The 15,694-nt window shown below is 53.3% G+C and carries 16 protein-coding genes and 1 pseudogene; all 17 read left to right on the forward strand.

From position 1 onward, the window contains the following. Positions 1 to 193: pseudogene (gene murD / locus PAT3040_RS03270) on the forward strand (UDP-N-acetylmuramoyl-L-alanine--D-glutamate ligase); the annotation flags it as partial. Positions 194 to 239: 46 nt separating this feature from the next. Continuing rightward, a complete protein-coding gene (gene spoVE, locus PAT3040_RS03275) occupies positions 240 to 1,337 on the forward strand; it encodes a stage V sporulation protein E (RefSeq protein ID WP_087567688.1) in 1,098 nt (365 codons plus the stop codon). A gap of 237 nt (positions 1,338 to 1,574) precedes the next feature. Next, the gene (murB, locus tag PAT3040_RS03280; protein WP_108991512.1) at positions 1,575 to 2,486 is read left to right on the forward strand and encodes a UDP-N-acetylmuramate dehydrogenase; all 912 of its coding nucleotides are present in this window, start codon (positions 1,575 to 1,577) and stop codon (positions 2,484 to 2,486) included. A 15-nt stretch (positions 2,487 to 2,501) separates the two neighbouring features. Then, on the forward strand, positions 2,502 to 3,782 hold the full coding sequence (murA, locus tag PAT3040_RS03285) for a UDP-N-acetylglucosamine 1-carboxyvinyltransferase (protein ID WP_108991513.1): 1,281 nt from the start codon (positions 2,502 to 2,504) through the stop codon (positions 3,780 to 3,782). Between the two features lie 86 nt (positions 3,783 to 3,868). After that, on the forward strand, positions 3,869 to 4,627 hold the full coding sequence (locus tag PAT3040_RS03290; protein WP_087567691.1) for a cell division protein FtsQ/DivIB: 759 nt from the start codon (positions 3,869 to 3,871) through the stop codon (positions 4,625 to 4,627). Positions 4,628 to 5,044: 417 nt separating this feature from the next. Further along, positions 5,045 to 6,286, forward strand: coding sequence for a cell division protein FtsA (gene ftsA / locus PAT3040_RS03295; protein ID WP_087567692.1), 1,242 nt, complete (start codon positions 5,045 to 5,047; stop codon positions 6,284 to 6,286). Between the two features lie 23 nt (positions 6,287 to 6,309). After that, a complete protein-coding gene (gene ftsZ / locus PAT3040_RS03300; protein WP_108991514.1) occupies positions 6,310 to 7,425 on the forward strand; it encodes a cell division protein FtsZ in 1,116 nt (371 codons plus the stop codon). A 197-nt stretch (positions 7,426 to 7,622) separates the two neighbouring features. Next, positions 7,623 to 8,558 (forward strand): sigma-E processing peptidase SpoIIGA, encoded by a 936-nt coding sequence (spoIIGA, locus tag PAT3040_RS03305; protein WP_108991515.1) that lies wholly within the window; start codon positions 7,623 to 7,625, stop codon positions 8,556 to 8,558. Positions 8,559 to 8,582: 24 nt separating this feature from the next. Continuing rightward, positions 8,583 to 9,305, forward strand: coding sequence for an RNA polymerase sporulation sigma factor SigE (gene sigE, locus PAT3040_RS03310; RefSeq protein ID WP_087567695.1), 723 nt, complete (start codon positions 8,583 to 8,585; stop codon positions 9,303 to 9,305). A gap of 284 nt (positions 9,306 to 9,589) precedes the next feature. After that, complete coding sequence (gene sigG / locus PAT3040_RS03315) at positions 9,590 to 10,372, forward strand: RNA polymerase sporulation sigma factor SigG (RefSeq protein WP_087567858.1); 783 nt, start codon at positions 9,590 to 9,592, stop codon at positions 10,370 to 10,372. Between the two features lie 376 nt (positions 10,373 to 10,748). Then, complete coding sequence (locus PAT3040_RS03320; protein WP_087567696.1) at positions 10,749 to 11,030, forward strand: YlmC/YmxH family sporulation protein; 282 nt, start codon at positions 10,749 to 10,751, stop codon at positions 11,028 to 11,030. Positions 11,031 to 11,107: 77 nt separating this feature from the next. Beyond that, the gene (gene pgeF, locus PAT3040_RS03325) at positions 11,108 to 11,962 is read left to right on the forward strand and encodes a peptidoglycan editing factor PgeF (protein WP_108991516.1); all 855 of its coding nucleotides are present in this window, start codon (positions 11,108 to 11,110) and stop codon (positions 11,960 to 11,962) included. A 9-nt stretch (positions 11,963 to 11,971) separates the two neighbouring features. Beyond that, positions 11,972 to 12,685, forward strand: a complete 714-nt coding sequence (locus tag PAT3040_RS03330; protein WP_108991583.1) for a YggS family pyridoxal phosphate-dependent enzyme — start codon at positions 11,972 to 11,974, stop codon at positions 12,683 to 12,685. After that, positions 12,682 to 13,164: a cell division protein SepF gene (locus PAT3040_RS03335; protein ID WP_108991517.1), complete on the forward strand. Its 483-nt coding sequence runs from the start codon at positions 12,682 to 12,684 to the stop codon at positions 13,162 to 13,164. The genes PAT3040_RS03330 and PAT3040_RS03335 overlap by 4 nt, the downstream gene beginning before the upstream one ends. Before the next feature lie 7 nt (positions 13,165 to 13,171). Next, positions 13,172 to 13,453: a YggT family protein gene (locus tag PAT3040_RS03340; RefSeq protein WP_087567700.1), complete on the forward strand. Its 282-nt coding sequence runs from the start codon at positions 13,172 to 13,174 to the stop codon at positions 13,451 to 13,453. A gap of 10 nt (positions 13,454 to 13,463) precedes the next feature. Beyond that, entirely contained in the window at positions 13,464 to 14,246 is a 783-nt protein-coding gene (locus tag PAT3040_RS03345) for a YlmH family RNA-binding protein (protein ID WP_108991518.1), read from the forward strand. Next, on the forward strand, positions 14,243 to 15,445 hold the full coding sequence (locus tag PAT3040_RS03350) for a helix-turn-helix domain-containing protein (RefSeq protein WP_108991519.1): 1,203 nt from the start codon (positions 14,243 to 14,245) through the stop codon (positions 15,443 to 15,445). Before PAT3040_RS03345 ends, PAT3040_RS03350 begins: the two co-directional genes overlap by 4 nt. Positions 15,446 to 15,694: the final 249 nt, after the last annotated feature.

The following is a 15,694-nucleotide window of genomic DNA, read 5'->3' on the forward strand; positions in this document are numbered from 1 at the left end:
TTTAACGAGGATAGAAACGGTGAACGCTGAGAAGGACGCCGAATCCACGCTTCGCGAAGCGGTCGTCCGGGCTTTCGCGATGACGGAGCCGGGCGATGCCGTGCTGCTGTCGCCTGCTTGCGCGAGCTGGGACATGTTTCAATCCTACGAACAAAGAGGGAGCATGTTTAAACAATCGGCGCATACCTTGTAAGTAGGGGGCCTGTCCCTACTTTCCCATGCTAAGAGGTGTGTTCGCTATGGCAAAAGCGCGTTCTGCCCCCGATATTTGGCTGCTCGCCGCCATTGGGCTTATTCTTGCAATCGGTCTCGTTATGGTATACAGCGCGAGCGCGGTGCTCGCGCTCCATGAATTCGGCGACCGCTTCTATTATGTGAAGCGCCAGCTACTATTTGCCGGACTAGGCGTAGGTGCGTTACTATTTACTATGAACACCCATTATTCCAACTGGAAAAAATGGGCGCCTGCCGCGCTGATCGTTTGCTTCGGCCTGCTTGTTATCGTGCTTGTTCCCGGTATCGGGGTTGTGAGGGGCGGGGCGAGAAGCTGGCTCGGCATCAGCTCTTTCGGCATCCAGCCCTCCGAATTCATGAAGCTCGCCATGATCCTGTTTCTGTCCCGTTGGCTGTCGGAGAAGCAGCAAAATATTACGCTGTTTACGAAAGGGCTTATGCCGCCACTCGGGCTTGTGGGTCTGGCGTTCGGCCTTATTATGCTGCAGCCGGATTTGGGCACGGGCTCCGTCATGGTCGGCGCGTCGCTCATTCTCATCTACACGGCTGGTGCTCGCATGGCTCACTTGGGCGGACTGGCGATGATCGGCGTAGCCGGCTTCGTCGGGTTGATTCTGGCCGCTCCATACCGCCTGCAGCGCATTACTTCGTTTCTTGATCCGTGGGCGGACCCGCTCGGCGGAGGGTATCAAATTATCCAGTCCCTTTTTGCCATCGGCCCTGGCGGTCTTGTCGGCCTAGGGCTCGGCATGAGCAGGCAGAAGTTCAGCTACCTGCCCGAGCCGCAGACGGACTTCATTTTCTCCATTCTCGCCGAGGAGCTTGGTTTTATCGGCGGAGCCACTATCATCTTGTTATTTCTGGTCGTCGTCTGGCGAGGGATCCGGACCGCTATCGCGGCCCCGGACACGTTTGGCAGCTTCCTGGCTGTCGGCATTACCGGCATCATCGGGGTTCAGGTGCTGATCAATATCGGCGTCGTTATCGGAATGATGCCTGTCACTGGCATTACACTGCCGCTCGTGAGCTACGGAGGCTCTTCGCTGACGCTGTTGCTTACGGCGCTCGGCATTTTGCTTAACATTTCGCGTTATTCCAGATAAGCATGCAAGGTCTTGCGGCCACTTCAAATGCGTGTTCAAATGTCGAATACGCTTCTTGGCATACTTCGTGATGGAAAGCGGACTTTTTGAACTACCTTAAAATAGGCGTCTGTCACACAACATTGGCGCAAGGCATAATATACCCTATATTCGCGACCGTCACCTGCGGAAGCGGAGGATCACACAATGAAGTTGCGGCGAATGCCTGCATCCGCAGCAATGAAGGAGGAAGTCACAATGGAAGCATGCATAGCGGAACTTAGGGAAGCGGCGGCAGGGGAACTGCAGCTGCTGCTGAACGAACCGCTTTCGAAGCACACAACATGGAAGATCGGCGGACCGGCCGATCTGGTTATCCTTCCACGCACCAAAGAACAACTCATCACCGCAGTCCAGCTGCTGCATAAGCATGAGGTGCCTTGGATCAATCTGGGCCGCGGCTCCAATATGCTAGTTGGCGACAATGGCATTCGCGGAGCTGTGATCAAACCGTCCGGAGGATTGGATTACGTTACCTTCGAAGGGACAACGGCTATAGCCGGCGGGGCCTATTCATTCATCAAGCTGTCCGTTATGGCGGGCAAGGCGGGGCTGACCGGCCTGGAATTCGCAGGGGGGATTCCGGGAACGGTCGGAGGTGCCGTCTACATGAATGCGGGGGCTCTCGGATCGGATGTGTCGCGTATTTTCAAGTATGCTGACATTGTACTGGAGACAGGAGAATTGGTTCGTTACGGGCTTGAGGACATGGGCTTCGCCTACCGCCATTCCATCTTGCAGGAACAACGGGGCACCGTTGTAGAAGCCGGCTTCGAGCTGGCGGCGGGCGACCGCATGGAGATCGCTTCGGCGATGGCTACCTACAAGGAACGGAGGCTGCGCACGCAGCCGATTCAGTTGGCTAGCGCCGGCAGCGTATTCCGTAATCCTCCGGGCGATTTCGCCGCGAGGTTGATTCAAGAGGCGGGACTAAAGGGCTTCTCCATCGGGGGGGCGCAGGTATCCGAACAACATGCCAATTTTATTGTAAACACCGGGCAAGCGACAGCTAGAGATGTACTCGCCCTCATGTCTCACATCCAGGGCACTGTGGAAGAACGCGCAGGCGTGAAGCTGGTGCCGGAGGTTCGGGTGGTGGGCGAGCGGTAATTCGGAGGTGATACATTGGACAAATTGGTGATTGAAGGCGGGAAACCTCTCTCAGGATCCATAGTTATCCAAGGAGCGAAAAATGCCGCTTTGCCGATATTGGCTGCCAGTCTGCTGGCTGAAGGCACGATTACACTGGATTCGGTGCCAAGGCTGCTCGATATCGAAGTTATGCTGAACATTTTGCGCGAATTAGGATGCCGCGCCGAGCACGTCGGCGAGACGGTCGTACTGGATACGACCGCGCTTCATACATCCCATGTGCCGGAGACGCTGATGAGCAAGATGCGCTCCTCGATCTTTCTCATGGGACCGCTTCTTGCAAGATTCGGCGAAGCTCAGGTCTACCAGCCGGGCGGTTGCGCGATCGGCGAAAGAAAGATTGATCTTCATCTGCAAGGTTTAGAGGCGCTGGGGGCCGAGATCGAAGAAATCGGCAATCGCATCGTGTGCAGGTCTGCCAAGCTGACGGGCACCGATATCCATCTTAGCTTCCCAAGCGTCGGAGCGACCGAAAACCTGATGATGGCCGCCGTCCTGGCGGAAGGACGCACGACGCTGACGAATGCGGCCAGAGAGCCTGAAATTCAGGATCTTCAGCGCTTCTTGAACGCTATGGGCGCGAAGATAATGGGGGCAGGCACCGACACGATTACGATCGACGGCGTTGCCGAACTTACTCCATGCCGCTACAAGATCATTCCCGACCGAATCGTAGCCGGTACGATCATGGTCGCGGCCGCCGCCACGCGCGGCGCGGTCACGCTGCAAAACACCCAGCCCGCCCACCTCTCCTCCCTTATACATGTTCTGCGCCGCGCAGGTGTTCAAATCGTAGTCGACGGTGATATAATAAAGGTTGATAGTGCCGCAAGGCCGAAGTCGATCGAGCGAATCGTCACCTCTCCTTACCCCGCTTTTCCGACGGATTTGCAATCCCAGGTGATGGTGCTTCTAACGCTTGCCGACGGGGTAAGCATCATGAAGGAAACGATTTTCGAAGGCCGTCTCAAGCATGTCGGCGAATTGTCGCGCATGGGAGCCGATATCCGCGTCGACATGAATGCAGCATTTATACGCGGCGTTACCCGTCTGTACGGGGCTACAGTGGAAGCGACGGATCTTAGGGCCGGAGCCGCCCTGGTCATCGCGGGACTCGCCGCGCAGGGACGCACGATCGTTGAGCAAGTGCATCACATCGATCGTGGCTACGACCGGATCGAGCATATGCTTACGAAGCTCGGCGCCCGGATATCCCGATTCTCGCCCGTGCCTAATAACGAACCAGCCAGATGACATCATGCAGTTAGATCGAAGCGTTCGGCTTTTCTGGAGAAATCGTGCCAGGGAAGCCGGCGTTTTGCAGGAAAGAGGGACAAGATATGAGCAGCGGTAACATGCCGGTGCTTAAAGAACCCGCCCGCAAACGCAAAGGCAACAAGAAGCTGCTTGCCATTCTGTTGCTATTGTTCGCCGCCTTGCTGGCCGTGCTGTTCTTTAATTCATCGATTAGCAAAATATCCGACATTCAAGCAACAGGCATGGAGCATACCTCCAAGGAGCAAGTACAGGAAGCGGCCGCCGTAAGTATCGGCGATGCCTTCTTCCAGACCTCGTCCGGAGAGATCGCCTCTCGCGTACAGCAGCTGCCGCAGGTCGAATCAGCCAAGGTCGTCAAGGTGTTTCCCGGCGTTATCAAGATTGAGGTGAAAGAGCATCCTGTCGTCGCGTTCGAGCTGATGCCTGACGGCACTGTGCAAGCGCTGCTCTCGAGCGGTGCCAGCGTGGAGGCGAGAACGGACGGCTATCTTTTGGACAAGCCGATCCTGACGGGCTGGAACGGGGAAGACTCCGTCAAACGCGAGCTGACAAAGCAGCTTGCGTTAATCCCTCAGAAGCAGCTGTCGGATTTGTCGGAGATTGCTCCCATTCCATCCAAGGCTTATCCCGACCGGATCAGGATGTATACGCGAACGAAGTTTGAGGTCATTACCGCCGTTTCGGTACTGCCGGACAAGATTGAAGCGTTGAACGCGGTAATCGAGACGCAGGAGCCCGGCAAGATTACGATGCTGCTGGCGGACACGTATGTTCCGTTCCATACCGACGATTCGGAAAATGATGGCGATAATGAAAAATAGACTACTCATTCGTTTAAAAGAATGATAGAATTTGTTTTACTAGCTTGGAGTAAGTTTGCCGTAACGGCGCGCCTTCCCGGCGACAAACCCCCTCTTTTTAAGACAAGGAAATCGCCCTTTCGACAGTGAAAATAATAATTCTGAAAAATTTGTTGAAAAAAGAGGGAAACTAAAAAGTCTGTTGAATATGTAGAGAGACTTGTTCATTTTTTGATCAGAAATGACGGGCGCTGCGTGCTTGCATCGCCAGCTAGCGAGAAAGCCAATGCTCCCGGACGTTCCGAGAAGGGCGGCTGAGTGTGCAGGTCGTTTTTATCTCTAATAAGAATCTATTGACGGCAAGATTTGGAACTTCTACATTCTTATTGGGTAAACATAACTTGAGATACTAATTATTGGAAACGGAGGTGCCGCGAGTTGAGCAACAACGACATCATCGTCAGTTTGGACATCGGTACATCCAAGGTTCGAGCTATTATCGGCGAGATGAACAATGGAGCCATTAATATTATTGGAGTTGGTTCTGCCGACTCCGAAGGTATTCGCAAGGGAGCTATCGTCGATATTGACCAAACCGTGCATTCGATCCGCGCCGCGGTCGAGCATGCAGAACGCATGGTAGGCATTCAGATATCCGACGTTTATGTCGGGATTCAAGGCAATCATATTGCATTGCAGACCAATCATGGCGTAGTTGCGGTATCTAATGAGGACAGGGAAATCGGAGAAGAAGATATCGAGCGCGTGCTGCAGGCGGCTAAAGTTGTCGCTCTGCCTCCCGAACGCGAAATCATCAATCTCGTTCCCAAGCAATACCTGGTAGACGGATTGGAAGGCATATCCGATCCTAGAGGTATGATCGGCGTCCGCCTGGAAGTGGAAGCTACGATCGTGACCGGCACGAAGACAGCGATACATAATCTTATGCGCTGCGTAGAGAAGGCGGGTTTGCGAATTTCCGGCGTTATTCTGCTGTCGCTTGCTTCGGGCATGATGTCGCTGACGAAGGACGAACGTTCTATCGGCACGGTTCTGACGGACATCGGCGCAGGCTCCTGCACGATCGCGATCTACGATCAAGGCGGGTTGGCTGCGATATCGACGCTGCCGATCGGCGGAGAGTTCGTCACGAACGATATCGCCTACGGACTACGGACCCAAAGCGATCAGGCGGAGAAGTTCAAGCTCAAGTATGGCTGTGCCAATGTAGGCGATGCGGCGGACGATGTCCGCTTTAAAGTTACGCGAATGGGCAGCAACATGGAGAAGGAATTCTCGCAGAAGGATCTGGCCAGCATTATCGAACCGAGGATGCAGGAAATCTTCCATCTCATCCGTCAAGAGGTTCGCAGGCTGGGTTACGGCGACAAGGTTAATGGCTACGTGTTGACCGGCGGCGCCGTCGCCATGCCAGGAACGCTTGCGCTTGCGCAGGTGGAACTAGAGTCCTCGGTTCGCATCGCTTTGCCTGACTACATCGGCGTAAAGGATTCCGCATATAGCAGCGGTGTTGGCATGATACAATACGTGTCCAAATATATGGGAGTACGAGGCTCAGGCGTCACGAAGAAAGCGGCAAGCCGCAAAGCCAGTCCCGCAGCTCCATCCAAACCCGGTATGTTCGAACGGATCAAAAATATGTTTAACGAATTTATTTGACTTTGACTGGGGGACAATGAGAGATGTTGGAATTCGACATGGAGCTTGAAACGCTCGCTCAAATAAAAGTAATCGGCGTTGGCGGCGGTGGCAGCAATGCCGTTAACCGAATGATCGAGAATGGAGTCAAGGGCGTTGAGTTCATTACAGTGAACACGGACGCCCAGGCTCTGCACCTTGCCAAATCGGAGCATAAGCTGCAAATCGGCGACAAGCTGACGCGCGGCCTTGGCGCCGGCGCCAATCCCGATGTAGGCAACAAGGCTGCGGAAGAATCCCGCGAAGCCATCTCGAATCAGCTCAAGGGCTCCGACATGGTATTCGTAACGGCGGGTATGGGCGGCGGCACGGGCACAGGCGCTGCGCCTGTCATTGCGGAAATCGCCCGCGAGTGCGGCGCGCTGACGGTAGGCGTCGTAACACGCCCGTTCACGTTCGAGGGACGCAAACGTTCCGGCCAAGCCGAGCAAGGCATCGAGGCGCTCAAGGAGAAGGTGGATACGCTCATCGTTATCCCTAACGACCGCCTTTTGGAAATCGTCGACAAAAAAACGCCGATGCTGGAAGCTTTCCGCGAAGCGGACAACGTGCTTCGACAAGCAGTACAAGGCATCTCCGATCTGATCGCCGTACCAGGTCTCATCAACCTTGACTTCGCGGACGTAAAGACAATTATGACGGAACGCGGTTCTGCGCTGATGGGCATCGGTATCGCAGCCGGCGAAAATCGCGCTGCCGAAGCCGCTCGCAAAGCGATCATGAGCCCGCTCCTGGAGACGTCGATCGACGGCGCGCGCGGTGTCATCATGAACATTACAGGCGGCAGCAACTTGTCCCTGTACGAAGTAAACGAAGCGGCTGAGATTGTCATCTCCGCATCCGATCCCGATGTAAACATGATCTTCGGCGCAATTATCGACGAAGATTTAAAGGACGAGATCAAAGTAACGGTCATCGCGACTGGTTTCGAGGCAAAGGCATCTGCCGCTCCTCAGCGCAAGCCGGGTTCCATGCCGGTAGAGCAGGTAGACACGAGACCTTCCCAAGCATCGTCCAGCGTGAAGCCTTTCGGATCCGGCACATCCAGCGACCAGCTGGAAATTCCGGCATTCCTTCGCAAGCAGCCTCGTGATAGATAATCCCTTACTAGACTATTAACGCCTCTCGGCTTGTCCGAGAGGCGTTTTTTCTTTTGGATCTCGACAAAAAAAGATACCCGATACCGTCATGAATAGACAGACTTTGAAATAGGATTACCATATACTAATCTCAATCGTTGAAGCGGGCATCCACTTACGATAGCGGCCACTGCCGGGCAGGATGGAAGGGGTTGGGCATGGCGATTTATATCGATATTTTATTCCTGCGAGAGCTGCTCGTTGACGGCGCCGTTCTTTTGACGACCGCCTGGGCTTGCCATATAAGGCCCAAGCCTTGGCGCGTGCTTGCTGCTTCCGTCTTTGGAGCTAGTTATGTGGTGCTCATGTTATTCCCGCAATTGTCATTTTTGTTCACGTTAGGCGTAAAAATTGGCTTCTCCCTCATCATGATATGGATCACGTTCGGTTTTCATTCCTTGCAGCGTTTCATCCGAACGACGTTAGCGTTTTATGCCGTTAATTTCGTAGCCGCAGGCGCCGTTCTGGGACTCTATTATCTGTTTATGCAGGGTTCCGGCGAAGTATGGAGGACGGTAACGTTCTCGGGCGGCAGCGTCCATGCGGAGCTCAAACTCGGCATCTTTTATTTCGCCGCCGCATTTGTTATCGGAATCTACGTGTATCGGTCCGTGTTATCGCAGAAACGAGAGAAAGTCTTAATCGGCACGCATCTGGCTGATGTGACGATAAGGATCGGAGAAGCGGAATATGGCTGCACAGGGCTGATCGACACAGGCAACCAGCTGTACGATCCGCTTACGAGAACGCCGGTCATGGTTATGGAGGCGTCACGATGGGAAGCAGAAATTCCGGCAGTGTGGATGAAAGGCATCCGCGATGCCCAGGTCGACCGGCTTATTGCCGGGCAAGATACGGAGCCGTTCCCGTGGCAGGACCGGATGCGGCTGGTGCCGTTCCGCGGCGTAAACAGGGGCTCGCAATTCATGTTGGCGGTCAAGCCGGATTCCGTCCAGATCATGAGGGAAGGGCAAATATTCGAAACAAGCAGAGTGCTAATCGGGTTGGACGGCGGCAAGCTGACAGCAGATGGGACCTATCAAGCGATAATCCATCCGTCAATGGTACAACAACCGTCACAAGGTTCCGCATAATTCATCAGGGGAGGGATGGGCCAGATGCTCGTCAAGTACAAACTCATTATGCAGTTATATTATTATCGAATTTTATTTTTATTCGGACTAAAAAGCGAAGAAATTTACTACATCGGCGGGAGTGAGGCGCTTCCGCCTCCATTGTCCCGCGAAGAAGAGGAGTACTTGCTCGAGAAGCTGCCATCCGGAGACTCGGCCATACGCGCGATGTTAATTGAACGCAATCTACGTCTGGTCGTGTATATCGCCCGTAAGTTCGAAAATACCGGCATTCATATCGAGGATCTTGTCTCCATTGGCGCGATCGGTCTCATCAAGGCGGTCAACACGTTTGATCCGGAGAAAAAAATCAAGCTTGCCACTTACGCCTCGCGCTGTATCGAAAACGAAATATTGATGTATTTGCGCCGCAATAGCAAGACGAGAACGGAAGTATCATTCGATGAACCGCTAAACATTGATTGGGACGGCAACGAGCTGCTTTTGTCGGACGTGCTGGGGACGGAGAACGATACGATCTATCGCAATATCGAGGAACAAGTAGATCGCAAGCTTCTTCATAAGGCGCTTGATAAGCTGTCGGAGAGGGAGCGCATTATTATGGAGCTGCGATTCGGATTGGCCGATGGCGAGGAAAAGACGCAAAAGGATGTAGCCGACATGCTCGGCATTTCGCAGTCCTATATTTCCCGGCTGGAGAAACGTATCATCAAACGTCTCCGCAAAGAATTCAACAAAATGGTTTAAGGATGAAAAAAAGTCCACTTTTGATCACGATGTTATTTCAAGGAGCGTATTCGACGTCGAATCTTGAATTCAACCGGATCTTCCGGTGCTCACTTAGCTCTGCTAAGCTCTGCTCCTCAGATCCTAGTTTCATTCAACCTTCTCGGAGCTGAAAACTGAACTTTTTTTCTTCTATGTGAAATTTAAAATATAAATACGCTTGTCGAAGGTTGTCGGGAGCAGGAATAAAATGAGGACCCAGGGAGATAATGAACATTAATGTTGCTCCTTGGGAGGTAATCACGTTGACCCGAAACAAAGTCGAGATCTGTGGAGTGGATACCGCTAAATTGCCTGTTCTGACCAATGTCGAGATGCGCGAGTTGTTCACGGCCTTGCAGACCAGGAACGAGTGGGCAGCAAGAGAGAAGCTGGTTAACGGCAATTTGCGGCTCGTGCTTAGCGTTATCCAACGATTTAACAACAGGGGAGAGTTTGTGGATGACCTGTTCCAGGTTGGCTGCATCGGACTCATGAAGGCGATTGATAATTTCGACCTTAGCCAAAACGTCAAGTTCTCGACGTATGCCGTGCCGATGATTATCGGCGAGATTCGGCGATACTTGCGCGACAACAACCCGATCCGGGTGTCCCGGAGTCTGAGGGATATAGCGTACAAAGCGCTTCAAGTGCGCGACAGCCTGACGAATAAAAATTCGCGGGAACCAACGATCTTCGAAATATCCGAGGCGCTGAACGTGCCCAAAGAAGATGTCGTTTTCGCCCTGGATGCCATCCAGGATCCTGTTTCGCTGTTCGAGCCGATCTACCACGACGGGGGAGATCCCATCTATGTGATGGATCAAATCAGCGATGATCGCAACAAGGATGTATCTTGGATCGAGGAGATTGCCTTGCGCGAGGCGATGCATAAGCTCAACGACAGGGAGAAAATGATTCTGTCGATGCGATTTTTCGAAGGAAAGACGCAGATGGAGGTGGCCGACGAGATCGGTATCTCCCAGGCGCAAGTGTCCAGACTGGAGAAATCGGCCATTCAGCAAATGCAGAAGCACGTCAAAACTTGAAGTGTAACTCAAAAGCTATGAATGCGTAAGACCATACACGTCCTAGATGTCCGACAGAAATCCTTTTCTCCGCTTCCGGCGGGGAAAAGGATTTTTTTATTTAGGAAATTATGCGACATTCCAGACAAGTAGGCGAATGAGCAGCGTTAGACTGTCCAAATGATGTCGGCGAGGATTGGTGAAACAAGCTTCGGAATTCAATTGATCAAAAATTTCTAAGCGGCGGTTTGGTTGGGGTAAGTAGGCCAAACGTAAACGTTGTCGTTATTTTCACTTAAGGCCGGACATATTAGGCGAATGGCTCATATACTATACAAAGGACGAAAATGACAGCACGGTCAGTGCAACAATTCCGCCGGAAGAGTGGTGAGCATAAATGAAAATATCGGATTTCCAAGCCAAAGATGTTATTAATATAGTGGACGGCAAAAAGCTGGGACATATAAGCGACCTGGAGCTTGATCTGCGACAGGGACGAATCGATTCCATCGTCGTGCCTCAGATTACGAAGGTATTCGGCTTCTTCGGCAATGGCGGCACGGAGGTCGTCATCCCTTGGCGCAACATTGTCAAGATAGGTGCGGACGTGGTGCTCGTCCGAATGGATGAAGCCAAGACTATTCGGGATGAAGAGGATGAGTTGCATGTGCGGACCTGAGCGTATACACTTGTAGAATACAAGTCGCTGCCCGGAGATGCGCAGCGCTTAACGACAGTTAGCAAGAGGTGATCCGCATGGAACCGTTTCAACGCAAAGATGGAACAGCGAAGGAACCTTCGCTTTTTTTGTTGTCTCAATGGATGGATGGCTCACCCGGACTTACGGCAGGATTTTCCGGAAGGGCGGGAGGCGTCAGCTCCGCACCCTGGAATAGCTTGAATATCGGGCTGCATGTAGGGGATAAGCAAGGCGATGTCATCGAAAATCGAAAATTACTGACGGAAGATATCGGTTGGCCGTTTGAAGCATGGACCTGTGCGGAACAGATCCATGGAGCCGCCGTCCATCAGGTGCGCGAAGGAGATAGAGGCCGCGGACGATCGTCGATGAAAGATACCATCCAAGGCTGCGATGGAATCATGACGGATGTAGAGGGTATTCTGCTAACGTCTTTCTACGCCGATTGCGTCCCGTTGTACTTCTTTGATCCGGAGCATCGGGCGGTAGCGCTTGCTCATGCGGGTTGGAGAGGGACGGTAGGAGGCATTGCCGCAGAAACCGTTCGTCGAATGTCTGAGGCATACGGCACTCGTCCTGAGCGATTGATTGCCGCAATCGGTCCATCCATTGGCGAATGCTGTTATGAAGTAGACGGCCAGGTCATTGCCGAAGTCGAAGCTTTGATGAACCGGCTTGGATTAAGCGAGACTTTGGCCTTGACCTGCATGATTCCCGAGGCAAGCGGCAAAGCGAGACTGAACTTGAAAGAATTAAACCGACAGATTATGATAAAAGCAGGAATTTTGCCGACTCGTATCGAATTAAGCAAGTGGTGCACGGGATGCAGGGTTGATCTTTTCTTCTCCCACCGCATGGAAGGCGGCAAGACAGGCCGTATGGCCAGCTGGATCGGAATGGCAGAAAGGTGATTGTTCAAGATGACTATACAGGATCGCATACAACAGGTTGAGCGCAGAATAGAAGATGCATGCCTCCGTTCAGGACGTAAACGCGACGAAATCGGCGTTGTTGCAGTAACCAAATATGTATCGCTGGAGCGGACCAAAGAAGCTTACGAGAGCGGCCTTCGACATCTCGGGGAGAATCGTTGGCAAGACGCGGAAGCCAAGTGGCGCACGCTTAATGAAGAATCGCCAGTAGAAGATAGCCCGATCTGGCATTTCATCGGATCCTTGCAGAGCCGCAAGGCAAAGGATGTACTGGGCAAATTTCATTTCATCCATTCCTTGGACAGGCTGTCCCTGGCCGAGGCGATACATAAGCAAGCCGTAAAGTTGAATGTTATCGTATCTTGTTTCATTCAAGTGAACGTATCCGGCGAAGAGAGCAAACACGGAATCGAGCCGGCAGAACTGCAAGGTTTCTTAGGCGCTCTTAAGGAATATCCAACCATTAAACCCATTGGATTGATGACCATGGCTCCTTACGAGCTGGAAGCGGAAGCTGCCAGACCCGTATTCCGAAGCCTGCGGGAGTTAAGGGACGAGATGCTGGCAACAGGCGCGGCAGACGAGACCTTTTCGCAATTGTCCATGGGGATGTCCGGGGACTTCGAGGTAGCGATCGAGGAGGGTGCAACCTGGATCAGATTGGGTAGTATTCTAGTAGGAAAAGAGGAGGATGAGCTATGAGCGTGATGAACCGATTCATGAATTTTCTCGGTCTGCAAGAGGAAGAAGAAGTCGTGGAGAGAGAACGCGTCGCTCAGCAAGACGAGCAAGAACATGAAACCACAGCTTTCGAACAACGTAGAAACAACAGGAACAACTCCACTGGCGCTGCTGGCAGCGGTTCCGCCAACAATGTCGTCAGCATTCACTCGCAGAAGAACGTGCGCGTCGTGCTTAGCGAGCCGCGCTCGTACGACGAAGCGCAAGAGATCGCCGATCATCTGCGCTCCCGCCGGGCGGTTATTGTGAATCTTCAGCGCGTTCGCAGCGATCTTGCGCTTCGCATTGTTGATTTCTTGAGCGGTACGGTATACGCTTTAAACGGTAGCATCTCGAAGCTTGGACCGAACATCTTCCTGTGTACGCCTGATTCGGTTGAAATTCAAGGAGCCATTACAGAAATGCTTGCTGAAGAGAACGATTACACTAAAATGAGGTGACCTTGAGTTGTTTGAACTACAAGTTATTAACTTTATTAGTCTCGCATTAAACATCTACAGCTATCTCATCATCGGTTATGTCTTGCTGTCATGGTTCCCGAATGCCCGGGAAAGCTTCATTGGACAATTTTTAGGGAAAATCGTGGAGCCTTACATCGGCATATTCCGCAGATTTATCCCGCCAATCGGCGGCGTGCTGGATCTGTCCCCGATCATCGCGCTTCTCGCTTTGAATTTCGTGCGGATGGGTCTGATTGCCGTCGTCGGATTCCTGTTCGGTATGGGCTAAGGCGATGAGTATGAAAGCAAGCATATATGAACATTTCCACCCGGAAGAGAAAACGTTCGTCGACCGGGCTGTGGAATGGGTCGAGCGGTCCGCACAGCTTCACGAGCTGAAGCGGACCGATTTTTTAGACCCGAGACAAGCGCAAATACTGTCCATGCTGGCAGGACGCAATGCCGATGTCACGATACGTCTGGAAGGCGGTTATCCCGAGGCAGAGCGCCGGCGAGCCCTCATAGCGCCCGACTACCGCAGCCTGGATGACGAGTCTGCGGCTATTGCCGTATTAGCCGTCCACGCGAGCGGGAACGGCCACCTGGAGCTGGATCATGGCGACTTCCTGGGGGCGCTGCTCGGGCTAGGCATTAAACGCGATCGAATAGGCGATATCCATGTCCACGAGAGCTTCGCCCACATTATCGTCACCGATGAAATCGCCGATTATTTGAATATCCATCTGCGCCAGGTTCACCGTTTAGCCGTTTTGACAGAGCTGCTTCCCATCGAGAAGCTGCAGGCGCTGCTCCCCAAGTTGGAGGAGATGAGCTTGACGGTCGCTTCCATGCGTCTGGACGGCATCGCAAGCGACGTCTACCGGATTAGCCGCTCGAAGATTGTGGATCCCATCAAAGCCGGGCGCTGCAGAGTGAACTGGAAAACGGAAGAGGATCCCTCCGAGCCTCTGAAGGAAGGCGACGTCGTGTCGTTCAAGGGACTCGGGCGGTTCAAGGTGCTCGAAGTCGACGGCGTAACCAAAAAAGGCCGAATCCGCTTAACGGTCGGCAAATTCGCATGAACGGCGAACGAACGTCCAGCAAGGTCGCTAAGCCAACGCGGGGCGCGCTTGCTCCGGCTACCGCCGAATCCAAAGAGAAAATCGATAGAACGGTCAAACACATGCTGTCGCATATGCGCGAGCCGTTAACGAGGGATTTCCTCGCATCCATAGCGGGACTGCAACAAGAGCACTATTCTCGTATTTTCAAGAAACATACGGGTTATAGTCCCCTGGAGTACTTGACCCGCATCCGGATCGAGGAGGCCAAACGGCTATTGCGTCATTCCGGCGAGTCCATCACCGAAGTGGCGCGCAAGGTCGGTTTCGTCGATCCTTATCATTTCAGCCGCAGGTTCAAACAGATGGTAGGGGTTGCTCCGGCTTATTACGCAGAGCGGCGGGAACGCCGCGTCGTGGCTTCATACGGCTACGGTTATCTCGCAGCGTTAGGCGTGGTTCCCTTGGCTATCGATTGGAATGCTTTGGGGGCATGCCCGGTCCCGGCCGGCATGACGACGGGGCGGCTTCAAGCGGCCGGCGATCGGTTGTCCGTCCAGGATTTCGCGGCATGGAGCCCGGATGTCATTTTGGCCGCAAGCGATGATATCGAACAAGAAGTGATGGACATGGAATCATGCGAGGTTATCGTGGCGGATCCCTTGCAGGATCCCATCTACAACCAACTGCCTTCAATTGCAGGCCGGCTTGAATTGCTTCCGGCAGCGGAGGAATGGATCGCGCGATACGAGCAACGAAGGGACCGGCTGCGTACGCGTATTCGCTCCGCGATCGGCGATAGCCGGGTAGCGATACTGCGCATACGGGAGCAAGGGCTTCAGATGTACGGCATGCTGAACATGGGATATCCCGTCTATCGCTCCCTTGGCGCCCAGCCTCCCGACAAAATCAAAATGCAGTCCTTCGTGAACGCTTATTATCATTCCAGCGTCATCGATCCCGTCGAGCTTTCGTTCTATGGCGCGGATTATCTCTTCGTGATCCTGCAGCCGGATGACGGGGCTCAAGCGTTCTTCGAGACGTTGTCCCGCACGGAGGAGTGGAAGAGGTACTCCCCCGTGGCCAACGGCAAAGTATTCTGGTTGGACGTCGGGCGCTGGCTGTCGTTCGATCCCGTCTCGATCGCCGAGCAAATGGAGGAAGCCGCCAGGTTATTGTTGGGGGAAGGGCGTCACAAACATCCATCGGGCGCGCAATAACCGTCCATGGCTTGCATGGGTAATTCCGTATACACTGATGGTGATATTAATTATCATTATCACATCAGGAGGTTCTTATGCAACGATCGCGGGGCAAGAGAAGGGGTTTAGGGGTTCTATTTATGTTAACGGCGGTCCTGTTCATGTTGGCCGCATGCGGTTCGGAGAATTCGGGCAACGGGAACGAAGCGGCTACGCAAGCGCCAACGGCATCGGCGCAGCCGGAACCGAAGGCAACCGCCGAGGCAT

Source organism: Paenibacillus agaridevorans, from assembly GCF_003112455.1.
GTDB classification, from domain to species: domain Bacteria; phylum Bacillota; class Bacilli; order Paenibacillales; family Paenibacillaceae; genus Pristimantibacillus; species Pristimantibacillus agaridevorans.